Here is a 22495-nt window from a genome sequence, read left to right as displayed (position 1 = left end):
CCTAAGGAGCTGTGATGGAATTAACGCAACACCAGGCTGATGCTTTTGCCAGAATGCCTTTGACCTATCTGCGCCAGGAATACCCGAACCACATTATGCATCTGCTCAATGATGACGGGGACGTCCTGCCGCCGCGCGAACTGCATCCCATTTTTTATGGCTGTTTTGACTGGCACTCGGCGGTACACGGCTACTGGCTGCTGCTGCGCTGCCTGCGCCTCTACCCGGAACTGTCGTGCCGGGATGACATTATCACGCTGTTTGCCGACCATCTCACGCCAGAAAACGTGGCGCAGGAGCTGGCTTATTTCAACGCGCCGTTCCGTGCCTCGTTCGAGCGTCCGTATGGCTATGGCTGGCTGCTGGCACTGGCCCAGGAGCTGAAACAGTCATCGCTGCCGCAGGCGGCAGGCTGGTATCAGACGCTTGCGCCGTTAACGCAGGACATTCGCAACCGTCTGGTGGATTACCTCAGTAAGCTGACGTACCCGATCCGGGTTGGCACGCATTACAACACTGCGTTTGCCCTCGCGCTGGGGATCGATTACGCCCGGGCGGTGGAAGATAACGCGCTGGAGAGTGCCATTCTGGAGGCGGCGACGCGGTTTTATCACGCGGATACCCAGTATCCGGCTCACTATGAACCGGGTGGTGATGAGTATGTATCCGGCGCGCTGACAGAGGCTCTGCTGATGAGCAAGGTCGCGGAGAATTTTCCGGCCTGGTTCGACGCGTTTCTGCCGAATATCGGGGCTGTTTCTGCGCTGATGAACCCGGCAGAAGTGAGCGACCGTACCGACCCCAAAATTGCGCATCTGGACGGATTAAACCTCAGCCGCGCCTGGTGCATGAAGCATATTGCCAGTGCGCTGCCGGAGGAGCATCCGGCGCAGCAGGCGCTGCGTGATGCGGTGGTGAAACACCTGACGGCGAGCGTCGAGCATGTTGTCGGCAGCCACTACAGCGGTGGGCACTGGCTGGCGAGTTTTGCGCTGCTGGCGCTGGAGTAAATATGGGGGCAGCGTCGCAGGACGCTGCCCTGGCATTTATGCCGTAGCCTGTCGCGCGCGACGCAGTCGGCTAACGCTAAATAATACTGACGTAGTTGACGCGATCACCGCGATCCACAGCGCAATATGAACGGCACCGTCATCCAGCATTTGATGATCTGACCCTGCGGTCGCAGCCAGCAAAACTCCCACCACGGCGGCACCGAGACACTGGCCGAACGTTCTGACGATGGACAACACCCCGGATGCATAGCTGGCGTACTCCCGGGCAACGTTAGAGAGCATTTCACGGTTATTGGGACTCTGGAAACAGCCAAAGCCGATACCGCACACCAGGCTCCTGAGGCAGATATCCCAGGCAGAAGGGCCGGCAGGCAGCGTCGCCAGCAAAATCAACCCAACGACAAAAATCATCAGTCCAAGTGTGGAGATCAACGGGGCGGAGATCGTGTCTGCCCAACGGCCCGCGTGCGGCGCAATGAGTACGATACCTATCGGCCAGGGGGTGAACAATAAAGCCGAGATCGCCGGGCTATAGCCGTACACGCTCTGAAACAGAAACGGCAGCGCGATAAAGGTAATGCCCTGACTCACAAACGAGGCCAGCGAGGTTAGGGCGGCGAGGGTAAACCGTCCGTTGCTGAATATCACCGGTGGCAGGATGGGGCTCCGGGCACGGCGGATATGCCAGACAAAAGCGATGAGGCTGACCGTGGCGACAAATGCCCAGCAAACGGTGCTGATGGCGTGCGCTCTATTCTCTACGCTGTTTGCCGCCATGATCATCGACCCCAGCAGGATCACGGACAACAGGGCACCGGGCACGTCGAACGGGGACCTATCAGAGGCCGTCGCCCGCGGCAGCGCTTTCCAGGCCAGCATCAGGGCAACGGTACCGGGCATAATGTTGATCGCGAACAGCCATTGCCAGCTCAGTACGTCGAGTATTGTTCCGCCCAGCACCGGCGCAATGGCGGTGCTGGCGGCGATAAGCAGGGCGTGTAACCCCAGAATGCGGCCAAGCAGCCGTCCCGGGAATACCGAGCGCAGGATCGCCGGGGCAATACTCAGCGTGGCCGCGCCGCCGATACCCTGCAAAATACGCATCCCGATCAGCATTTCCGGCGTTGTTGCCAGCGCGCAGCCGAGCGAGGTCAGGGTAAACGTAGCCAGTCCTGCCAGAAACACCGGGCGGTAACCGACGCGCGCGGCGAGGGCGGCGAAGATGGCTAACGTCATTGCCGCAGACAGCAGGTAACCGTTGGCGAACCAGACTGCGACATTCGCGGGCACCTGCATCGCGCTGGCCATTGATGGCAGGGCAATGTTGATCATGGTGCCATCGAATACGCCCATCAACGTGGTGGTCATCACCGCCGCCATCACCCGGGCGCGTTCATGTCCCGGTAATCCTTCGTCGCCGGGTTGGTATGAAAAGAGCGTCATCGTGTTATCTCCAGGCAAGAATGTTGATGACGACACTATAGTAATGGGTTATACAGGGCGGAAGACGCAGCATTTGCACTTATACGTTGCATCAAACGCCCTGTATGAGGAGGTTTTGTGACCGATCCTGATTTCAACTTGCTTGTCGCGCTCGACATCCTGCTGGCTGAAGCCAGCGTGGCGGGGGCGGCGCGGCGTCTTAACCTGAGCACCTCAGCCATGAGCCGCACGCTGAGCAGACTTCGTGAGGTCACCGGCGATCCGATTCTGGTGCGGGCCGGTCGTCAGATGGTGCTGACTCCGTGGGCCGAAGCCACCCGGGATCGCGCCCGACATGCGCTGCATGAGGCAAGGGCGGTACTACAGCCTTCAACGGACACCTTCCGGGCAGAAAATCTTGAACGGGTGTTTACTGTCAGAGCCAATGATGGCTTTGTGGTGGCGTTTGGTCCATTGCTAATTACGGCCGTTGCGGAAGCAGCGCCGGATGTCTGCATCCGCTTTGCCCCGAAACCGGAGAAAACGTCGCGTTATCTGCGGGAGGGGCTGGTTGACCTGGAAATTGGTGTGCAGAGCAACATGGGGCCCGAAATTCGTCTGCAGCGGCTCTTTGAGGACCGCTTTGTTGGCGCGGTGCGCAAAGGGCATCCGCTGGCGGCGCTGCCAATAGTCAGCCTTGAGGATTATGTCGCCTGGGGTCATGTGGTGACCGCGCCAAATGGCTCATCACACGGTTTTGTTGATGATGCCCTGGCCGCGCGGGGGATGAAACGCAAAATCGCCAGCGTGGTGCCCGGTTTTCCGACTGCGTTATCCGTGGCGATGGCGTCCGATCTGATTGCGATGGTCCCGGCATTGTATCTGCTCAATCAACCGATGAGCGAGAACGTGCACATCTTTGAACTGCCGTTCAACACCCGGACCATTACCGTATCTCAGATGTGGCACCCGCGGATGGAACAGGATCCGGGCCACCGGTGGCTCAGAGAGAAGGTGCTAGCGGTGTGCCATCAGTCGCGGCACCGATAATATAAAACGGGTCGACACAGCATCGGATTCCACACGCACGTTGCCGTGATGCGCGGTGATGATGGATTTCACAATCGCCAGGCCGATCCCGCTGCCTTCGCCTTTTCGCTGTCTGGACGGATCCACCCGGTAAAAGCGGTCGAACAGCCGGGGCAAATGTGCTTCAGGGATCGGCTTGCCGGGGTTGGCAACGATCAGCTTGCACACGTTTTCCTTTTCACTTACCGACACGGTCACCGTTTCTCCGTCCGGCGTATAGCGCAGGGCATTGGAGAGCAGGTTATTGATGGCTCTCCGGAACATCTGCGGATCGCCGTCTATCAGGCAGGGCGTGCCGTTAAAACGCAGCGTGATATGGCGTTCTTCCGCCCAGGCTTCGAAGAAATCAAAGACTTTCATCACCTCTGCGCTCAAATCAAAGGTTACCCGGTCAGGGATCAGCTGATTATTATCCGCCTGGGCCAGGAACAGCATATCGCTGACCATTCGGGTCATCCGGTTGTACTCTTCAAGGCTTGAGTACAGCACATCCTCCAGCTCTTTCGGCGAGCGGTTCTGGCTTAACGCAATTTCCGTTTGCGTTACCAGATTGGTGATCGGGGTTCTGATCTCATGGGCGATATCGGCAGAGAAATTTGCCTGACGGGTAAAGACATCCTCAATTTTTTCAATCATGTGGTTAAACGAGATCACCAGCTGCTCCAGCTCAACCGGCACCCGCGACGGCTCAAGCCTCGCATCCAGATTCTCTGAGGTGATATTTTTTACCGCATTGCTGACGTTACGCAGGGGCAGGTGTCCCTGACGTACCGCGATGCGAATGAGCAGAATAATCAGCAGGCTGATCGCCACCGCGATGGCAATCAGGTTCTTTTTCAGCGCCTCGAGGTAGTGAAGATGAAAATTAATGGAGAGGCCGATCAGCATGACATAGTGTTGTTCTTTTCCCTGCAATGTCGCCGTGCCGGAAGAGGCGATAATCCGGTATGTTTCCATCTTCATGTCGGACCCGGCGTGCATCGCCTTGCCTGCATCCTCCACCGTCCAGAGAAAGACATCCTGCGCGCGGCGATGGGCGCTGAAATCCGCGGCATTCACCGCTGGCCGGATGGCCTCGCCCTGTGAGCTGAAGAGCACATTGCCACGGGGATCGAGCAGCAGGACGGCAACGTTGCGATAGCTGGCCAGCGACTCTTTTATTTTGCTGATTTTCTTTTCATCCGGATCCGCGGGCGATTGCAGTATGCGGTGCATGGCGCGGCTGATTTGTTGCAGATCGCTGATATCCTGCTCGGCAAAGTGCTTTTCAACGGAGTGGAGCATAAACCAGGTAAACGCGAAAAAAGCCAGAATGGTGAAGAGGCTGATAAAGAATGTCAGGCGCAGAGCCAGGGAGAAGGGGCGTCTGGCGGGCTTACTCTGCATCCGGAACCTCCAGCATATAGCCCACGCCGCGTACCGTCTGGATCAGCTTCGGTTCATAATCGTTATCGATTTTGGCGCGTAACCGCTTCACCGCGACGTCAATCGCGTTGGTGTCGCTGTCGAAATTCATATCCCAGACCTGCGCGGCAATCAGCGAGCGGGGCAGCACTTCACCCTGATGGCGAACAAAAAACTCCAGCAGGCTAAACTCCTTGCTGGTGAGCAGAATGCGGTTTCCGGCGCGGTTTACCTTCCTTGATACGAGGTCGATGCTCAGATCTGCCACCGTAAACTGGCTCTCGGCGATCACCGTATTGCCGCGTCGTAACAGCGTTCTGACCCGGGCGAGCAGCTCAGCAAAGGCAAAGGGCTTAACCAGGTAATCATCCGCCCCCAGTTCCAGGCCTTTCACCCGGTGCTCAATGGTGCCGAGAGCCGACAGCAACAGGACCGGCATTCCCTTTCCGGCAGAGCGGAGCATGCGGATGATATCCCAGCCGTTCACATCAGGAAGCATGATATCCAGAATGAGCAGGTCATAATCGGCGGTCATGGCGAGATGGTAGCCGGTCAGGCCGTTGTCAGCGCGATCCACCACAAAGCCCGCTTCCGTAAGCCCTTTGCTTAGGTACTCACCGGTTTTAATTTCGTCTTCAACAATCAATATTTTCATCACGCTTCCCCGACTGGCTGCTCAGCACATTCTATTGCACCCGTGACCGTTAACAATGACTTACGCCATAAATGACAACATTGTCATTATCCTGTCACCCGTCAAACAGGACGCGTTCAGTAGAGTAGCCCTAAAAATACTCTGGAATTCATCTGAACCGCTATGTTCCTGCTAAAACGACTAAGCATCACTACGGTATTTATCCTGACAGGATGCGTCTCGCTGGCCCCTGAATACCAGCGCCCGACGTCACCGGTACCCCAGCAGTTTTCGCTGTCGCGTAACAGCCTGACGCCCGTGGAGGGCATGTATCAGGACACCGGCTGGCGCAACTTCTTCGTCGATCCGCAAATCGCGGGATTGATTACAGAGGCCCTGAAGAACAACCGCGATATAAAAATGGCCGCGCTGAAGGTTGAAGAGGCCCGGGCGCAGTTCAACGTGACGGATGCGGATCGTTATCCTCAACTGAACGCCTCCTCGGGCATCACTTACAGCGGGGGGCTTAAGAGTAACAAACCCACCTCACAGCAGTACGACGCGGGACTTGCGCTTAGCTACGAACTCGACTTTTTTGGCAAGCTAAAGAACATGAGCGATGCCGATCGACAAAACTTTTTCGCCAGCGAAGAAGCCCGTCGTGCCGTGCATATTTTGCTTGTCGCTAATGTGTCCCAGAGCTATTTCAACCAGCAGCTGGCCTACAAACAGCTGCGTATCGCGCGCGATACGCTGTCAAATTATCAGCAGTCTTACGCCTTCGTTGAGCAACAGCTGGTCACGGGAAGCACGAACGTGCTGGCGCTGGAGCAGGCCCGGGGGCAGATCGAAAGTACCCGGGCAGAAATTGCCAAAAGAGAGGGGGAGCTGGCACAGGCCAATAATGCGCTGCAGCTGGTCCTCGGAACGTATCGCGCGCTACCGGGCGACGGCGGAATGAACGCCAGCGATATTGTGCCGGTACAACTACCACCCCATCTTTCATCGGCAATATTGCTGCAGCGCCCGGATATTATGGAGGCGGAGTATCAGCTTAAAGCGGCCGATGCGAATATTGGCGCGGCGCGCGCTGCCTTTTTCCCGTCCATCTCCCTGACCAGCGGGCTTTCAACGGGCAGCACGGAATTATCTGGCCTCTTCACGTCCGGCAGCGGCATGTGGAATTTTATTCCCAAAATAGACATTCCCATTTTTAATGCGGGCAGGAATAAAGCCAACCTGAAGCTGGCCGAAATTCGCCAGCAGCAGTCGGTTGTAAATTACGAACAAAAAATTCAGTCCGCCTTTAAACAGGTCGCCGACGCGCTCGCACTGCGGGACAGCCTCAGCCAGCAGCTTGCTGCGCAACAGCGGTATCTTGATTCGCTAAACATCACCCTGCAGCGTGCCAGAGGGTTATATACCCGCGGTGCGGTCAGTTATATCGAAGTATTAGACGCGGAACGCGCGCTGTTTTCTACGCAGCAAAATATTCTCGACCTTATTTATGCCCGACAGGTTAATGAAATTAATCTCTTCACCGCACTGGGCGGCGGTTGGGTCGAATAACCTCAGTTAACTCAACAGGAAAATAATATGCGTAATTCGATGAAGGCCGTTGTATTCGGTGCGATCTCCATGATGTTTTCTGCCGGCCTGCAGGCCGAGGTTCATCAGCATGCAGAGATGAGTGCTGCCAGCGAAGGGGCCACAGAGCAGGTTGTCTCCGGGACTGGCATCGTAAAGGACATTGATCTCACAAACAAAAAGGTAACGATCGCTCATGAAGCCATCCCGGAAATTGGCTGGCCCGCCATGACCATGCGTTTTACCTTTACTGACGCAGACGAAAGTATTAAGGCCGTAAAAGTCGGCAACCGCGTGAAATTTTCTTTTGTGCAGCAGGGCAATATCTCTTTACTCAAGAGCATTAAATAGCGAGACACGGCATGGCATCGTTAAAGGTTAAATATGCTGCAATGATAATCGGCAGCCTTCTTGCGGGAGGGCTGATTGCAGTGACGGCGTGGCAGTATATTTATGCTGCAGAAAAAACAGAAAATACCCCGCCGGAACGAAAGGTGCTTTTCTGGTATGACCCGATGAAGCCCGACGTTAAATTCGATAAGCCCGGTAAATCGCCGTTTATGGATATGGATCTGGTCCCTAAATACGCGGATGAGAATGACGATAAAAGCGGTGCCGGTATCCGTATTGATCCGACGCAGGTTCAGAACCTGGGATTAAAAACGCAAAAAGTGACCCGCGGCACGCTGAATTATGCCCAGACCATCCCGGCCAACGTCAGTTATAACGAATATCAGTTTGTGATTGTGCAGGCACGATCCGAAGGATTTGTGGAGAAAGTGTATCCCCTGACGACAGGCGATCGTGTGAAGAAAGGCACGCCGCTCATCGATATCACCATTCCGGAGTGGGTGGAAGCGCAGAGTGAGTTCCTTCTGTTGTCCGGCACCGGTGGCACGCCCACGCAGCTGAAAGGGGTGCTTGAACGGCTTCGTCTGGCAGGCATGCCGGAAGCGGATATTCAAAGGTTACGATCGACCCGCACGGTCCAGACCCGGTTTACCATCAAAGCCCCCATTTACGGGGTGATCACCGGCTTTGACCTGCGTACCGGGATGAATATTTCGAAAGATAAGGTTGTGGCACAGATTCAGGGGATGGATCCGGTGTGGATCAGCGCGGCCATACCTGAATCCATCGCGTATCTGCTGAAAGACTCCTCGCAGTTTGACATTTCGGTCCCGGCGTACCCGGATACATCTTTTCACGTTGAAAAATGGAACATTTTGCCAAGCGTCGATCCTGCCACCCGTACGCTGCAGGTTCGCTTGCAGGTTTCCAACAAAGACGAACGGCTTAAGCCGGGCATGAATGCATATCTGAAGCTGAACACCCAAAGCCAGGATATGCTGTTGATCCCCTCCCAGGCCGTTATCGATACGGGTAAAGAACAGCGGGTCATCACCGTTGATGCGGAAGGGCGGTTTGTGCCGAAGCAGATCCACGTTCTGCACGAATCCCAGCAGCAGTCCGCCGTAGGATCCGGCCTCAACGAAGGGGAGTCGGTGGTGGTTAGCGGTCTGTTCATGATTGATTCCGAAGCCAATATTACCGGTGCGCTGGAGCGTATGCGTCAGCCTGAAAAGAGTCATTCAGGCCATTGAGGAGACGACGATGATTGCATGGATTATCCGGCGCGTTGTCGCCAACCGTTTTCTGGTGATGATGGGGGCGCTGTTTCTTAGCGTCTGGGGAACATGGACCATCATCAATACGCCGGTGGATGCCTTACCCGATCTGTCTGATGTTCAGGTGATTATTAAAACGAGTTACCCCGGCCAGGCACCGCAAATTGTCGAAAACCAGGTGACGTATCCGCTCACCACGACCATGCTGTCGGTGCCGGGTGCGAAGACCGTGCGTGGGTTTTCACAGTTTGGTGATTCCTATGTGTACGTTATTTTTGAAGACGGGACCGATCTCTACTGGGCCCGCTCGCGCGTTCTGGAATATCTCAATCAGGTTCAGGGGAAGCTGCCTGCTGGTGTCAGTTCGGAAATTGGGCCAGACGCTACGGGCGTGGGCTGGATCTTTGAATATGCGCTGGTGGATCGCAGCGGTAAACACGACCTGTCCGAACTGCGTTCCTTGCAGGACTGGTTCCTGAAATTTGAGCTGAAAACCATCCCGAACGTGGCGGAGGTGGCCTCGGTCGGCGGGGTGGTAAAGCAGTATCAGATCCAGGTCAATCCGCTGAAACTGGCGCAATACGGCATCAGTCTGGCTGACGTGAAGCAGGCTCTGGGATCCTCTAATCAGGAAGCAGGGGGCTCATCGGTCGAAATGGCGGAAGCAGAGTATATGGTCCGGGCCAGCGGTTATCTTCAGACCATTGATGATTTCAATAACATCGTCCTGAAAACCGGCGAGAACGGAGTACCGGTTTATCTGCGTGATGTTGCTCGCGTACAAACCGGGCCTGAAATGCGGCGCGGGATCGCCGAGCTTAACGGGCAGGGAGAGGTCGCGGGCGGCGTGGTGATCCTGCGTTCGGGTAAAAACGCGCGTGACGTGATTACCGCGGTAAAAGATAAACTGGAGACGCTGAAGGCCAGCCTGCCGGAAGGTGTTGAGATTGTTACCACCTACGATCGCAGCCAGCTGATTGACCGGGCCATTGATAACCTGAGTTATAAACTGCTGGAAGAGTTTATTGTGGTGGCCATCGTCTGCGCGCTGTTTCTCTGGCATGTGCGGTCTGCGCTGGTGGCGATTATCTCTCTGCCGCTAGGCCTGTGTATTGCCTTTATCGTCATGCATTTCCAGGGGCTGAACGCCAATATTATGTCCCTGGGCGGGATCGCCATTGCCGTGGGAGCGATGGTGGATGCCGCCATCGTGATGATTGAAAACGCGCATAAACGGCTTGAGGAGTGGGATCATCAGCACCCTGGCGAGCAGATTAATAACGCGACCCGCTGGAAGGTGATCACCAACGCCTCCGTTGAAGTTGGCCCCGCGCTGTTTATTAGCCTGCTGATCATCACCTTATCGTTCATCCCTATTTTTACCCTCGAAGGTCAGGAAGGGCGTCTGTTTGGTCCGCTGGCCTTTACCAAAACGTACGCCATGGCAGGCGCAGCCGCGCTGGCCATTATCGTCATTCCCATTCTGATGGGCTTCTGGATCCGGGGGAAAAATCCTGCCGAGAGCAGTAACCCGCTGAACCGGCTGCTGATTAAAGCCTATCATCCGCTGCTGCTGCGGGTGCTTCACTGGCCAAAAACAACCCTGCTGGTGGCGGCCTTGTCGATCTTCACGGTTATCTGGCCGCTGAGTCAGATGGGCGGCGAGTTTCTGCCGAAGATCAACGAAGGCGATCTGCTGTATATGCCATCAACACTGCCGGGCGTTTCTCCGGCTGAAGCGGCTACGCTGTTGCAGACCACGGACAAGCTCATCAAAACCGTTCCTGAAGTGGCGTCTGTGTTTGGCAAGACCGGTAAGGCAGAGACCGCAACGGACCCCGCACCGCTTGAAATGGTGGAAACCACCATTCAGCTGAAACCCGAGGATCAGTGGCTCCGGTCAGTTTGAACTGCTGGAACACGCCAATAAGAAACTGAAGCTGATGGTGCCGATGACGGTGATGATCATTTTCATTCTGCTGTATCTGGCATTCCGCCGCGTTGATGAAGTCTTATTAATTTTGATGAGTTTACCGTTCGCCCTGATCGGGGGGATCTGGTTCCTGTACTGGCAGGGCTTCCATATGTCTGTCGCCACCGGCACGGGTTTTATTGCCCTGGCCGGGGTGGCCGCCGAGTTTGGCGTGGTGATGCTGATGTATCTGCGCCATGCCATCGAAGCGAACCCGGCCTTATCCCGGCGAGAGACGTTCACCGCACAAGCGTTGGATGACGCGTTGTACCATGGCGCGGTTCTGCGTGTCCGACCCAAGGCGATGACGGTGGCGGTTATCATTACGGGTTTGCTGCCCATACTCTGGGGAACCGGCACGGGGTCAGAAGTTATGAGTCGGATCGCCGCGCCGATGATTGGCGGGATGATAACAGCGCCGCTGCTGTCGCTGTTTATCATTCCGGCGGCGTATAAGCTTATCTGGTTGCGCAGGTATAAAAAGCAATAAACAGACCCCGCCAGAGATGGCGGGGTTTTACGTTTTACGAGTCTGGTGCAAAAGTTTACGCCAGGCACGATTGTGCAGGGTAAAGAGCAGCATCTTATAGAAAGAAATAGAGTGGATGCAGTAACCGCTGAGCAGAAGCATAAAGATGCTTATCAGCGCCGCGATGAGACTGACGCCCGGAACACTCGCACCGCTTAGCGCAGTCAGCAGATAGACTGACGTTAACACAAGGCTCATAACTGCCAGTGTAAGATGCACCTGCACGGCACGCATGAGGCCTTTGCCAATCAGAAACATCGTCATGCCATTAATGCCTGAGAACAGCAGGGCGATCAAAACCACCCATATAAATACGCTTTCTTCAGGCTGCCCGAGGGCGGCGCTGACTTTGTAACCTAACCACAGCTGCGGTATCCCAAAACTGACGATCACCCCAAGGGTACTGAGAACAGCTGGAATGCCCATGGTATAGCATCCCGTGGGTGTCCCGATCAGTTCGGCCAGTTCCGCTTTTAACTGTTGCAGTTGTGCAGTATTGGCCTTGCTGATTCTTACCGCCAGGTCGTTACAGTGGTTTAGTCGACGATATAGTGCTTTAATCATTTGAATATAATGACATAAACGTCATCAGCCCGTCATGCGAAAGAGGTTCAGCCATATGAGCTGCGAGCACTGCCGTGAACTCTGTGTTAAGTACGTTATCCGGACGCCCGATCAGTTACGAAAAGCAATTCGTATTGCCAGAAATGCAATCAACGAAGGGATGTTGTCAGAAGTTCTGACAAAGGACGACTGGAATCAGTACAGCTTCAGTGAGTGCGCTGAAAAGATGATATGGGGCGACATCGTCGATTACCACTTTGCATGCAACTTTTGCGGTACCCAGTTCGTCCTGGGGGCAGAAACGTACCATGGAAGTGGAGGGTACTGGTCGCCAGAGTTTGAAAAGCCTTCCGACATCATTGACTGATTATGATGTGAGAACAGAGGCTGAGGCACAGGATATGATTTAAGGATTTATTGTATTTAACATAATATACATTATGCGCACCAGTAAGGCGTAAGAGAGAATCCAGCATTCTGGCACAGGAAAACCCAGCCATCAGGTCATCGTCCGTCAGGACGGCTCTGGTGAAGCTGCCGCGCCGGATTAGCCCCAAACCTATAATCAATGACTGCGCGGCTTGGCCAACCCCGGTCAGCACCAAAACAAGTTTTGTCACTTCCCGGCGTTACCGTTAAAAACATGAACGCCAAAGCCTTTGCAGCCACAATTGCTTCTGTCCTATTATCGTCATGCAGTCGTAAGCAATTATGCAAAGCGGATGGTCGTACTGTTTCCTCACCAGTTACACACGACAAATCGTCTGCGATGTTATAGGACGGACAAGCTCTGCGGTTATGCAATGGCTCATGCACCTTACTTGTCTCTTGCCGCAAAATGAGTCCGGGTTTCGTGGGCATGTCAGGGTTCACGGTTGTTTACTACTGCTCTGAAAAGAAATTTTTTTCGCATGCGAAAAACTGGCGTCTTGCCATCAGCATAAGGAACGCTTCCGTCATGATAAAAAATGAACAGGAATATTACGCTGCTCTAAAAGAAGTCTCACCGCTTTACGATCTCGACCCGCCGGATGGTTCTGAGGAAGCCAGAAAACTGGATGAACTGTCTACGCTGATTATGCAGTATGAGGCAAAAAACTATCCACTTGATTAGCTGAAAGCGGCGATTTGTTCCCCCCCCCTGATTTTTGCCTCTCCTTATGTTCCACGGCATAACACCCCACCTTTCAAGTTTAAAAGGTTGTAAAAACATAATATTATCAATTGGTTATTAGGTTACTGATTTATTGCCATGCCTTAACGGCATAGCTCCCCACCTTTGAGTCAGGAATGTTGCACGGTGATTTGTTCCGCCTGCCGATAATTAAAAAAGAGATAAGCGGCGATTTGTTCCACCTGATATGCACGGGGGGACTTTCCTGTCTGAGCGCCCTTCTCACCAACGTTCCCCCCGCTGCGCAGGGAGAACGCCGGTGATCCGGGATTAAAGCAGGTTAACGACGCGGGCGCGAATGAGAATGTACAGCGTGCGCTTGTTTGCATTTGAGCTTTTGGACGTGAAGAGCGCACCAATTAAGGGAATTTTCGATACCCACGGTACAGATGAATCACTGTCGCTTTCCCTGTTATCCACCATCCCGCCGAGCAGAACTGTCTGGCCGGATTTTAGCTGAACGGTTGTCGAAATTGAGCGTGTATTTGTGATGATGTCGGAAGCCGTTTGCGAATCAGAAATACTGTCCGCATTTGTTGAAACATCCATGATTAACAATCCTCCGGGTGTCACGACCGGAACAACCTTCAATGAAATCCCCACATCATGACGCTCGATCGTCTGAAATGGATTATTAACATTTGCAGCTTCTCCCGTGACCCGTCCCGTAACAAATGGAACATTTTGCCCTGCCGTAAATGTTCCTGGCTGGCCTGACATAGTCAGGATGCGCGGCATTGATAAAAGCGTTGATTTGCTCGATGTTTCAAGCGCTTTCAGGCTAAGCCCCAGAATGTTGCCGTTAAAAATACCAAAGGAGCCGCCAGTGCTGGATAAAACAGACGTGAGGCGATCAGTATTGATTCCTCCCGCCACCGGACTGCCGGAAGGATCTCCCGCTGCAAAGGAGAAATCAAAACCATCGGAAGCCGTCGTTTCAAAAATGACTGATTCAACAAGAACCTGCGTTCTTGGCACATCAACAGAGGGAAAAAATGCTGCAAGTTCTTTATGTTGTGATGCTGATGCCGTTACAGCAAGAATATTCGCCCCATCAAAAGGATAAACTTTAGTACCTGCAATATTTTCCCCCTTCAGGAATATATCAATAACTGGTGCGAGATCCTTTGCTCTGACGTTATTGACCGGATACGTCTGAGTAATCAAATTGGCGCGCATCTCAGATTTAGTGAAAAAGTCTCCAGTTGGAGGAGGAACATCCCCCTCATAAGAGGATGCCGGAACCGGCTCTGAGAATGAATCGGAATATTCATACGTATCACGGTTAAACTTTTGAACCACAGCAGGATTACCCGGACTGAGGTCAAAACCGTTCGCCCGGAGAACCGACGTAAAAAACTGAGACAGTTCATCCTTGGTGACATCCGCTGAGTAAACTGTAATTTCCCCTTTTACGTCCGGTGAAATAATCACAGGCTTTCCGGTTGTTTTTGAATACCATGAAACAAACTCCCTGACTGGCGCGTTATTCAGTTCGACAGGGATAGCAAAGCTCTGAAATGACAATGCACAAAGCAAACTAGCAAGTAACTTTTTCATGTTTCCCATCCTTAATAAGCTCTACCGCGCAAGGTGCTATATAGACCATGCGGAAACCGTCTTTAATTAGATCGTCAGATGCGATTTTTTGCTTCTTAGCATCCATAAACTCAAAACCAACCGTATTTCCCATTCGATACGATGTTGTTATTTTCAAATCTGATGGTTTATAACGGGATGTGATAATCTGCGGCGATGCTGGTTTTATCTGAGTGGTCGCTTCCGGTCTGGACAGACTGAGGTATGCGAATGCTGATACAAAACCACAAAACAGGCACAATACTCTTGAATATTTCTTTAAATAGATTCTGGAAAGTCTCATATAAAATGTAGCGTCCCTCTTTACGGCATACCTGCCATGTGAAAGATATGGTGTCAGGTATGAGAATGATGAATGCTCATAAGCGTCTGAAAATGCCTGTTTGGTATCATAAGCGGCATACAGATCTCGCCCCGTATAAGTCCAGCGTTCTACAGTCATTGACTGAGGAGAGTCACCATATTTAACAATTCCGACATGTACTTTTGGCAGCGGAAGTTTTGAACCCGTTATTACACTATAAATTGAGCCAATGAATGGGATTGTGATTTTATCGAGGCGTCTGCAATAAACAACATGCTCGGCTAGTGCCACACGAGCTTGTTTATCCATGATGGATAAATCCTGAATAAGAAAAATAATATCCCAGCCCAGTTTTCTGGCATGTAAAAACCAATTAATTACGGACTGTCTTTCTTTATCAGCCCATGAGCGTGAGTTAAACCATGTTCCACATTCATCAAGAACCAATAATCCATTTTTATTTTCATCATAGGAATTATTGCCTCTCCCGATTGCCAGTAAGTCTTCCAGTGATGGTTTGTCAGGTATCCGTATAACATCCGGTGACTTTGCAAATATTCCCACTCTCGGTAACTTATGAATGCGCAAGTCGAGATTCGTTGCCACCCTGCAACCAGAAACAATTTTGTCCTGGATTTTACCGACAGCGACCAGTGTTTTACCTGCACCAAGCTTTCCCGTTACGACATATACAGCCATTATGATTTATTCCAGTCAAGGTATCCTATAATTCTGTCTTTAACGTCAAAAATAAAAACTGCTGCTTTAAGCGAAAAAATCGCATACAAACATGGTGCTGCATTAGCAGGAACAACATAAGAAATTGCACTGGCAATTTCAGGCGGTAATACAGAAGTAAGATCTGAGAGATAGGAAACTAACAATCCATTCAGACCGATAATGAGACCAAGGAATAGCGAAATTGCAAGTGCTATTCTGGCAATACCCAATGTAAAAAACTTGGCAGCATATGCAATAAGAGCACCTGCAAGCCATCCAATAAATCTTGCCAGAACAGGAAGCCCAAGAAAAGCTGGCATGGTTACCCCCTTCCCTTACGTAATATTCCAGAAAAAGAATCGTAAACAGTAACGAACGTCCAGAAATATAATATGAAAGCAAAAATACCTTTAAACATATCAATGTATTTGCACTCAATAATAAACTCGTACTCTTTGCCGGGAGCAAATACAAATGGCGTACATTGTTTAAATTCAGGTAAGGTCGGAAATAATCCGTCTTTCAGAAATGAGTCCAGCAGAGGAGATTTATCACCCTCACCAATTGCATTCATCGCAGATGATGAACCTGCAAACTCACCAGAAATAGCTGACCCGTTGCCAACAAGCCCACCAATGCTGTCGGAAAATCCGCTTAAAGAATCCAGCGTTCCCTGTACAGAACCATCAAGAGATGCCCCTGTATCGGCCTGTAAAGCTGACAAGTCAAATGATTCAGTCAGTGCATCTTTATTGGCATTTGCCATTTTGACGTAATCAAAATCACCGGTTCCGTTGCCATTATTCCCGGTTCCGCCACCATCATTGCCTGACCCGCCTGACCCGCCTGACCCGCCTGACCCGCCTGACCCGCCTGACCCATTGCCACCCTGATAATTAATATTCGACTGTATTGTTATATTTCTGGAATAAGATGGCGTAACCGTATCAGTTATCAAAACAGCACGTGAGGCATCACACTTATTCTGAAAAGTTTCCCAGTTCATTATGCAGACGTTTGATGTGTCATAGGAAACCTGCTTTACATTAACGGAATAAGAATAACTAATGTATGTCGGGTTATTCACGTCCGATTGTTTTGATTCGATATTATAAGAAACAGCCTTATAACTGTTCTGTAGTATTTTAACATGATTACCGTCACTGTCGGTTTGCTCAAACCACATATCAGGCTGGTTATAATCATACTTTACCGTTTCCATAATGCTAGCAATGGCAATTGAATCAGCATTGTTAGACAGATAATACCCTGAGCACATTGTGCAATTGGCATTTGTATAAAGCGAAAACTGAGAACCTATTGAGTCAGATTTAACCACATTAGAAGGAACGCTCAGAGCAGATAAGTCAGACGGTAAATTTACAGTCTGCCCTGGTGTTACTGTATCTGGCGTAGAATTGTTTCCTGAGTCTCCATTACTACCCCCGCCAGATGAATTATCATCACCACCATTGCCAGAGCCATCAGCAGCACGAACAGGCGTCCAGTGCCCATTCCACGAAGTATCATTATCATAACCGATACCAATACCCGAAAGTTCGTAAATGCAGTTTTCAAAATTTGCATAACGTGAGTCTCCTTCTTTCCAGACATTACTTAATGTGCCATCAAATGCGGGTTTATTTAAACATTCAGCGTCTGTGGTTGCATGGGTAAAGAAAGGAGCAAAAAATAAAGCGATAATTATTTTCTTCATTTATGCTACCTGAATAAAGGGTGGCAGACGCCACCCAAATAAATGGTTGAAGCGAAATAATGTTGAATCAGGATGCGCGGCTTACAAATTTCTTAAAGAGCTTAATTCCCACTGTAGCACCAACAACAAGAACAACAAGCGCCCATGCGTACCCGGACATTTCGGTTGCCTGAGCGGTTAAAGAATCAAAGGCAGCTTTAGCCTGACTGGTTGCATCATCTGCTGCAAAGGCAGATGAACCAATAACCAGAGTTGAGCCAGCAATGATTTTTGCAACGACTGATTTTTTCATGTTGAAACCTCAGATAGTTTTTTAAACACCAGAATAGAATGGGATATAACCCATCCAACACAATAAGCAGCAAAGAAGTAAGATAGTGCACTCATCTTTGACCACCACTAATAACGCCAAGGCCAAAGCAAATAACAAGCCCGGCATTAAATATTAATTGATAAAGAGAATCGAAGTCTGTTGCAGACATGTTTATTCCAGAAGTTCAAGAAGCATGTCTACGTTAAACCCACGGGATTGCTCACCTGTTTGTTTATCTGTATATGGAAAGCTACGTTCATAACCTGTAATCCGGCAGTGAATATCTTCTATCTCATCCCCCACACGGCCAAGTGATTTCTTGGACTTAATGCGTATAACTGGAGGAAAACTATATGCGTCAGCGGCAGGAGAAACCACTGTAGTGTAATAATAGCCGCCGCCGTTATTAAATCGTTTGATTTTCCCGGTAACAGTGGTTTCCAGATTTCCTAACTCACTCATATAAACACCTTTTATTAATCAACTATGCAACACGTAAATGTGACGGACGTACATACCATGATGGAGCTACACATTCCTTCACCTTAATTTCCCGTGTTTGTTTCACAATCACAGGAGAGAATTTAGAAACATTGCATTTCTGCGCAATGTCGATACCAATTTTACGTAACCGCGCCCGGTGTGTTTGCACTGCTTTTTTATTGAAATCAAAAATATGACCATGAAACCATTGTATTGCATACATTGCAGTGGTATTTGCTGCACGGGTGGTTTCAACAACGCCACTACTTACAAGATGGTCACTGATAGTTTCAAAGTCCATAGCATTCACCGATAACTTTTTATCAAGGTCAAGAAAATCCGAATGTAACTTATGTAAAACAGAATAATCAGATAACCCCCAATAATTAAGCTTGTGCTTCTGTATATATCGAGGTTTTATTTTTTGCTCAAATCGTACTACACCCTGCTCCTTACAAAATGAAATAAGGTCAGTAATATATTTGTATTCCTGAGATTGCTCAGAGAATCGATTCTTTATTTTTGTCAAGGAATGCAGGACGATTTCATGTGCTTTATTATATGCTGATGGGTACATAAGATTTGCAAATCCTTTTTTTGATTTCCACTCAACCGTTTTTCCATTGGCATGTAAATTTGGGATGCTATTTCTATACGGCTGAGTTGAAAGAGCAGATATATAATCATCCTCATTTCCCTTGCCTACGGCTCGGTTTGAAGTAATGTGCAATTCTTTAATAATTGCTCCATCAGCAATGAGATGGGCTTTCTCATTCTCTTTAGACTGCCCTGGCATCAATTTTGTGCATTTCGTAAACTCCGGTAAACCAATCTCAGAAAGTATCTGATTAAAAACCGCTACGCAGGAATCTACTGTCGGGAGGCCAAATAAATTATCAAGCCGCCCCCATCGGGAAGGATTTCCTGAGACTTTCAGCAAAGAGCCTCGAATTGAGATCTTAACCGAATCACAAAAAGAACCTTTGTGGTGAAACGCAGGCTGGCTCAAAGAAGATACCTCCCCAGTGTCAATATGAATTCGCTGGTAAGCGACATCACTCAAAATAGGCAGTTGAAAGCCAAAATCCTGTTCAATAGTCATCCAATCAAAGAACACCCGTCGCCTCCAACTCATGAGTTCATCAACTCAGGCATGTGTCAAAGATACACGCATGAGCTAATGAGTTCAAGAGGTATTAAGCAAGTGAGTTCATGAAGCTGTATACTCCCCAAAAATGATCGAAGAGGTTTACGATGGCTAAACGAACTACATATAACGTGACTGAAGAACGTAAGATGCAACTAGAACGATTAGCTATAAATGCAAGCGTAAAACTAGGCAAAACCATCACATGGACAGAGATATTGGGTTTTTTAGTAGACAATTATGCAAAGGATGCTGCGGAAGATCTTATCTCTCAGGAGCAAAGAAAAGCTGGGAAATGAAGCCAGCTACCGTAGGAATGTACGGTAAAGTTCGGGGTGTCACAGAACCCCGAACCGCTTCGCGGCACAAAATCGACAAAACACAGCAGTAATACCCCACTACCTTTCGAAAGGATCAGAAATGCATAACGAAATTGAGAAGTGGCTGAATGAACAAGCCAATGATAATCCAGTTGCGCGAGCTGAACTGGCAAGAACTCTTGTCAAAAAAGTTTATGATTTTGTTAAGTTTAATCGCCCTGAGGGTGAGGGGCTGGATGGTCGTGATGGCCCGGAAAGGCAAAGTCTGGCTAAAATTGTTGATGCAGCAGAAGATCACTATATAAACATGTGCGAAATAAAAAACAAGTAATGTATATCAATCGGCTCAGAGCTAACTTTGAGCCGAAATAAAAAATCAGAATAATTTGCTAAAGAAATAAAAATGAGAAATAAAATGCAAGATATTTTGTCGAACACATTGAAGGTTATAATTTCATTTTTTGTCGCTCTCATTTTAAACAAATTGCTGTCTTTGTTCAGAAAGAGACAGCTTTATTTGTCATGCTGGAATTCGATTGAAAATACTTCAATTGCCGACAATGCGTTTACAATAAACTCTAGCATATATAACAACGGGAAGGATAAAGAAAAAAACGTAATTATAAAAATGCCAAATGGATTAAGCTGTAGTGTTTTATCATCTACTTATGATTATAAAAATGAGAATGGTGAAATACATATAGATAGAGTCATACCCTCTGAGAAAATATCAATGGTGATATTAGTTGAAGGTGCAAGGAAATTAGAGAAAAAAATAAAGCCGCGGATAAAATCAGAAGATACAAACGGGAAAGTATATCTAACACAAGATGTAGTCCCTCCCAGTGCAGGGGTCTTAACGTTCACCGTTGCTCTATTCACAACGGTACTAGGCGCATTAAGCTACATGATAAGCAGTGGGGATTCCCCTGAAAAAACAATAGGATACACCCACAATTCTTTGTTTTACAGTGATTACAAAAACAACGGTTTTCTGATTTCCCCATTTGGAAACGACATAATAATAAAAAACTACGACATTGCCAAAAAAGAGTATCCAATAGAATTGGTTGATGCTAGGAAACTTAACGGTAAAATCCAATATAAATTTAGGCTTGTAAATAAGCTAAATTCTCCAATGGTATTTAAAGCCAATTATAGAGTGGATTCAAACCATGCTTTTTGGGGGGAGATATCAAATATAAGTGATTTTGCCGATGAACAAACCCAGGAGAAGGCCAAACAAGAAATATATGAAAAATACCATGCGAACAGCACAGTCATCGGTGGAAAGACATTTTTTGATTCGACAGAGGTTATTGTCAAACCCAATAGCATGAGCTATTTAATATTAAGCAGAGATGATAAAAGCTATCTTACTTTAGATGATATGAATGCTGAGATAGACATCAAGGCATCTGAAGGATTGGTGAATAAAGAGGTAGAGATGTTTTTTCAAGCTAATTACAATGAGAAAATCAGGTCGCTATTTAAATAGTGGTTCGCACAATGACGTTATGCTAAAGAGGCCACTGCGAGAGAGATTTTCGCAGCGGCCTTTTCAACATAACGTGTCGTACATTATGCGCACCAATGGTAAGGATGGCAGAATCTGGCGGGAATCGTTGACACTGGCCGTCAACTGGCTACTATCGACAGTGATTCAAAATCATCCGTTTCTCCAAACGAATCAGAATCAAATGTCTGTCAGCAGTAAGTGAACGGCCTGACCTCACCAATCAGGCCTGTTCATCCAGTTAGTTGGTAAATCTGTACCTGATACACGAGAATCAAACACCACTTCTTCAGTGCCATCACCATGCTCCTGATGTGTCATGAATTTTTCCATGATAAGCCCCGATGAATGCTGCCGCGCCGAATCAGCCATAACGCTGAAAATGGAAACTGTACGGCTTGGCCAACCCCGGACAGCAACAAAACAAGTTTTGTCACTGACCGGCGTTATCTTTCAAAACAGACAGTTAACGATTTTTTGTCTGGTGTTTATGCGTGAAATTTCGTGCGTACGAAATTCACCACCAATAAACAAACGGACGATGACTGACCGGAAAAGCAATGCCGTCAGCATCATGACCACGCATTACCTGATTGAGAAGCCTTCTGACTTCACGGCGCTCAGGCCTGGTCATCATCATATTGCGATACCAGGACGGCGATTTATCAAACCATCTGGCACAACTGGCAAAATGTGAACCTACACGACGATAAGACTTAAGGCGGCCACCGGGAAGTCGGTCACGCGCCTTATTTTTTACAGACATAATAAATCCTCTAAGTAACTGAATACCTAGAAGATGTCGTACTGTTCATACCCCATAAAAGTTAACGCCATAATAAAAATCCATACAATCAGTTCAGGTTGTCCCGGAACAGTTCACCGCTCCTCGCGGCGCTGCGGGGCGTCGCCCTGCTCCGGTCAACCTTTCTGACCTGAAGCATCACCATAATATCAGTCTTGTTGCTTTCACTGGTACGGGAACCGAAGAAGCTCCAGCCGGAACTGGCCTTACTGTCTTTCTGTTCAGCAAGGCCACCAAGTAAAATAATATCACCATCTGCAAGGCTGACTTCGGTTGTTACATCACGCTTGATAAGGGTTGGCGAGTTATTGACGCCGGTTTCAGTGGTCACAAAGTTGGAAAGCTGCTGCTGAATCTTGAGATCCATTGTCCGACTTTTGATTGATGGCGTCACGTTAAACAAAACACCGCTGGAACGATATTCAACGGATTGCGTTGTCGTATTGTTATTCACCGTAACACTGCCCAGTACTGGCACATCAGAGCCGACTGAAAAAGACGGACTTTGTTGAATAAATCGAACTTTTGCTGAGTTGAAGGATCAGATCACGCATC

22 protein-coding genes and 2 pseudogenes are annotated in these 22495 nt (G+C 49.4%); 10 read left to right on the top strand and 14 right to left on the bottom strand.

Translation table 11 applies throughout. From position 1 onward, the window contains the following. The first annotated feature begins 14 nt into the window (after positions 1-14). Positions 15-1010: a DUF2891 domain-containing protein gene (locus tag HX884_RS14940; RefSeq protein WP_178328419.1), complete on the top strand. Its 996-nt coding sequence runs from the start codon at positions 15-17 to the stop codon at positions 1008-1010. Positions 1011-1046: 36 nt separating this feature from the next. On the opposite strand, the gene HX884_RS14935 is transcribed toward HX884_RS14940, so the two are convergent. Next, positions 1047-2456, bottom strand: coding sequence for an MFS transporter (locus tag HX884_RS14935; protein ID WP_178328418.1), 1410 nt, complete (start codon positions 2454-2456; stop codon positions 1047-1049). Positions 2457-2573: 117 nt separating this feature from the next. Here HX884_RS14935 and HX884_RS14930 point away from each other — a divergent pair, with 117 nt between their 5' ends. Next, positions 2574-3485 carry a LysR family transcriptional regulator gene (locus HX884_RS14930; protein ID WP_178328417.1) on the top strand — a complete coding sequence of 304 codons (912 nt, stop codon included), beginning with the start codon at positions 2574-2576 and terminating at the stop codon, positions 3483-3485. On the opposite strand, the gene HX884_RS14925 is transcribed toward HX884_RS14930, so the two are convergent. After that, positions 3453-4910, bottom strand: coding sequence for a Cu(+)/Ag(+) sensor histidine kinase (locus tag HX884_RS14925; RefSeq protein WP_178328416.1), 1458 nt, complete (start codon positions 4908-4910; stop codon positions 3453-3455). The genes HX884_RS14930 and HX884_RS14925 overlap by 33 nt on opposite strands. Next, on the bottom strand, positions 4900-5583 hold the full coding sequence (locus HX884_RS14920; RefSeq protein WP_029883300.1) for a copper/silver response regulator transcription factor: 684 nt from the start codon (positions 5581-5583) through the stop codon (positions 4900-4902). The genes HX884_RS14925 and HX884_RS14920 overlap by 11 nt, the downstream gene beginning before the upstream one ends. Before the next feature lie 162 nt (positions 5584-5745). Here HX884_RS14920 and HX884_RS14915 point away from each other — a divergent pair, with 162 nt between their 5' ends. The 4 genes and pseudogenes from HX884_RS14915 (at position 5746) to HX884_RS14900 (ending at position 11239) form a co-directional block, all read left to right on the top strand. Next, the gene (locus HX884_RS14915; RefSeq protein ID WP_178328415.1) at positions 5746-7131 is read left to right on the top strand and encodes an efflux transporter outer membrane subunit; all 1386 of its coding nucleotides are present in this window, start codon (positions 5746-5748) and stop codon (positions 7129-7131) included. 27 nt (positions 7132-7158) lie between these two features. Beyond that, a complete protein-coding gene (cusF, locus tag HX884_RS14910) occupies positions 7159-7500 on the top strand; it encodes a cation efflux system protein CusF (protein ID WP_020688657.1) in 342 nt (113 codons plus the stop codon). A gap of 11 nt (positions 7501-7511) precedes the next feature. Further along, positions 7512-8753 (top strand): efflux RND transporter periplasmic adaptor subunit, encoded by a 1242-nt coding sequence (locus HX884_RS14905; protein WP_178328414.1) that lies wholly within the window; start codon positions 7512-7514, stop codon positions 8751-8753. A gap of 10 nt (positions 8754-8763) precedes the next feature. Then, positions 8764-11239, top strand: a pseudogene (locus tag HX884_RS14900) (efflux RND transporter permease subunit). 27 nt (positions 11240-11266) lie between these two features. On the opposite strand, the gene HX884_RS14895 reads toward HX884_RS14900, so the two are convergent. Next, positions 11267-11842: a hypothetical protein gene (locus HX884_RS14895; protein ID WP_028027882.1), complete on the bottom strand. Its 576-nt coding sequence runs from the start codon at positions 11840-11842 to the stop codon at positions 11267-11269. Positions 11843-12800: 958 nt separating this feature from the next. On the opposite strand from HX884_RS14895, the gene HX884_RS14890 reads away from it, so the two are divergent. After that, positions 12801-12956, top strand: coding sequence for a hypothetical protein (locus HX884_RS14890; protein ID WP_157858749.1), 156 nt, complete (start codon positions 12801-12803; stop codon positions 12954-12956). 330 nt (positions 12957-13286) lie between these two features. Here HX884_RS14890 and HX884_RS14885 read toward each other — a convergent pair whose 3' ends face one another. The 8 genes from HX884_RS14885 to HX884_RS14855 all read right to left on the bottom strand — a co-directional run bounded on the left by HX884_RS14885 (position 13287) and on the right by HX884_RS14855 (position 19254). Further along, on the bottom strand, positions 13287-14576 hold the full coding sequence (locus HX884_RS14885; protein WP_080330449.1) for a secretin N-terminal domain-containing protein: 1290 nt from the start codon (positions 14574-14576) through the stop codon (positions 13287-13289). Next, complete coding sequence (locus tag HX884_RS14880; RefSeq protein WP_172863042.1) at positions 14557-15618, bottom strand: zonular occludens toxin domain-containing protein; 1062 nt, start codon at positions 15616-15618, stop codon at positions 14557-14559. The genes HX884_RS14885 and HX884_RS14880 overlap by 20 nt, the downstream gene beginning before the upstream one ends. Then, positions 15618-15959 carry a minor coat protein gene (locus HX884_RS14875; RefSeq protein WP_080330447.1) on the bottom strand — a complete coding sequence of 114 codons (342 nt, stop codon included), beginning with the start codon at positions 15957-15959 and terminating at the stop codon, positions 15618-15620. The genes HX884_RS14880 and HX884_RS14875 overlap by 1 nt, the downstream gene beginning before the upstream one ends. 2 nt (positions 15960-15961) lie before the next feature. Then, entirely contained in the window at positions 15962-17356 is a 1395-nt protein-coding gene (locus HX884_RS14870) for a hypothetical protein (protein ID WP_178328413.1), read from the bottom strand. A gap of 67 nt (positions 17357-17423) precedes the next feature. Beyond that, positions 17424-17648, bottom strand: coding sequence for a major coat protein (locus tag HX884_RS14865; RefSeq protein ID WP_015979773.1), 225 nt, complete (start codon positions 17646-17648; stop codon positions 17424-17426). 91 nt (positions 17649-17739) lie between these two features. Further along, positions 17740-17838, bottom strand: coding sequence for a tail virion protein G7P-2 (locus HX884_RS27250; RefSeq protein ID WP_015979771.1), 99 nt, complete (start codon positions 17836-17838; stop codon positions 17740-17742). A gap of 2 nt (positions 17839-17840) precedes the next feature. Beyond that, positions 17841-18131: a hypothetical protein gene (locus HX884_RS14860; RefSeq protein ID WP_049122938.1), complete on the bottom strand. Its 291-nt coding sequence runs from the start codon at positions 18129-18131 to the stop codon at positions 17841-17843. A 22-nt stretch (positions 18132-18153) separates the two neighbouring features. Beyond that, on the bottom strand, positions 18154-19254 hold the full coding sequence (locus HX884_RS14855; RefSeq protein WP_233599584.1) for a phage/plasmid replication protein: 1101 nt from the start codon (positions 19252-19254) through the stop codon (positions 18154-18156). Between the two features lie 152 nt (positions 19255-19406). Here HX884_RS14855 and HX884_RS14850 point away from each other — a divergent pair, with 152 nt between their 5' ends. From HX884_RS14850 to HX884_RS14840, 3 genes are all read left to right on the top strand, one after another. Further along, positions 19407-19598, top strand: coding sequence for a hypothetical protein (locus HX884_RS14850; protein WP_127649440.1), 192 nt, complete (start codon positions 19407-19409; stop codon positions 19596-19598). 121 nt (positions 19599-19719) lie between these two features. Beyond that, positions 19720-19950 (top strand): hypothetical protein, encoded by a 231-nt coding sequence (locus tag HX884_RS14845; protein ID WP_074398853.1) that lies wholly within the window; start codon positions 19720-19722, stop codon positions 19948-19950. Positions 19951-20022: 72 nt separating this feature from the next. After that, positions 20023-21117, top strand: a complete 1095-nt coding sequence (locus HX884_RS14840; RefSeq protein ID WP_178328411.1) for a hypothetical protein — start codon at positions 20023-20025, stop codon at positions 21115-21117. A 535-nt stretch (positions 21118-21652) separates the two neighbouring features. Here the strand turns inward: HX884_RS14840 and HX884_RS14835 are convergent. Beyond that, entirely contained in the window at positions 21653-21901 is a 249-nt protein-coding gene (locus HX884_RS14835; protein WP_001399975.1) for a hypothetical protein, read from the bottom strand. Positions 21902-21989: 88 nt separating this feature from the next. Further along, positions 21990-22445 (bottom strand): annotated as a pseudogene (locus HX884_RS14830) (type II secretion system protein GspD); the annotation flags it as partial. Positions 22446-22495: the final 50 nt, after the last annotated feature.

Source organism: Enterobacter sp. SECR19-1250, assembly GCF_013391025.1.
In the GTDB taxonomy this organism is placed as follows: Bacteria; Pseudomonadota; Gammaproteobacteria; order Enterobacterales; family Enterobacteriaceae; genus Enterobacter; species Enterobacter cloacae.
This window is presented reverse-complemented; position numbering and strand designations above follow the sequence as displayed.

Coding starts and splice junctions, on each gene's coding strand:
- HX884_RS14935 (WP_178328418.1), bottom strand. CDS start 2,456: ATGACGCTCTTTTCATACCAACCCGGCGACGAAGGATTACCGGGACAT.
- HX884_RS14835 (WP_001399975.1), bottom strand. CDS start 21,901: ATGTCTGTAAAAAATAAGGCGCGTGACCGACTTCCCGGTGGCCGCCTT.
- HX884_RS14920 (WP_029883300.1), bottom strand. CDS start 5,583: ATGAAAATATTGATTGTTGAAGACGAAATTAAAACCGGTGAGTACCTA.
- cusF (WP_020688657.1), top strand. CDS start 7,159: ATGCGTAATTCGATGAAGGCCGTTGTATTCGGTGCGATCTCCATGATG.
- HX884_RS14850 (WP_127649440.1), top strand. CDS start 19,407: ATGGCTAAACGAACTACATATAACGTGACTGAAGAACGTAAGATGCAA.
- HX884_RS14840 (WP_178328411.1), top strand. CDS start 20,023: ATGAGAAATAAAATGCAAGATATTTTGTCGAACACATTGAAGGTTATA.
- HX884_RS14860 (WP_049122938.1), bottom strand. CDS start 18,131: ATGAGTGAGTTAGGAAATCTGGAAACCACTGTTACCGGGAAAATCAAA.
- HX884_RS14885 (WP_080330449.1), bottom strand. CDS start 14,576: ATGAAAAAGTTACTTGCTAGTTTGCTTTGTGCATTGTCATTTCAGAGC.
- HX884_RS14925 (WP_178328416.1), bottom strand. CDS start 4,910: ATGCAGAGTAAGCCCGCCAGACGCCCCTTCTCCCTGGCTCTGCGCCTG.
- HX884_RS14870 (WP_178328413.1), bottom strand. CDS start 17,356: ATGAAGAAAATAATTATCGCTTTATTTTTTGCTCCTTTCTTTACCCAT.
- HX884_RS14915 (WP_178328415.1), top strand. CDS start 5,746: ATGTTCCTGCTAAAACGACTAAGCATCACTACGGTATTTATCCTGACA.
- HX884_RS14890 (WP_157858749.1), top strand. CDS start 12,801: ATGATAAAAAATGAACAGGAATATTACGCTGCTCTAAAAGAAGTCTCA.
- HX884_RS14875 (WP_080330447.1), bottom strand. CDS start 15,959: ATGCCAGCTTTTCTTGGGCTTCCTGTTCTGGCAAGATTTATTGGATGG.
- HX884_RS14940 (WP_178328419.1), top strand. CDS start 15: ATGGAATTAACGCAACACCAGGCTGATGCTTTTGCCAGAATGCCTTTG.
- HX884_RS14855 (WP_233599584.1), bottom strand. CDS start 19,254: ATGACTATTGAACAGGATTTTGGCTTTCAACTGCCTATTTTGAGTGAT.
- HX884_RS14845 (WP_074398853.1), top strand. CDS start 19,720: ATGCATAACGAAATTGAGAAGTGGCTGAATGAACAAGCCAATGATAAT.
- HX884_RS27250 (WP_015979771.1), bottom strand. CDS start 17,838: ATGTCTGCAACAGACTTCGATTCTCTTTATCAATTAATATTTAATGCC.
- HX884_RS14905 (WP_178328414.1), top strand. CDS start 7,512: ATGGCATCGTTAAAGGTTAAATATGCTGCAATGATAATCGGCAGCCTT.
- HX884_RS14895 (WP_028027882.1), bottom strand. CDS start 11,842: ATGATTAAAGCACTATATCGTCGACTAAACCACTGTAACGACCTGGCG.
- HX884_RS14865 (WP_015979773.1), bottom strand. CDS start 17,648: ATGAAAAAATCAGTCGTTGCAAAAATCATTGCTGGCTCAACTCTGGTT.
- HX884_RS14880 (WP_172863042.1), bottom strand. CDS start 15,618: ATGGCTGTATATGTCGTAACGGGAAAGCTTGGTGCAGGTAAAACACTG.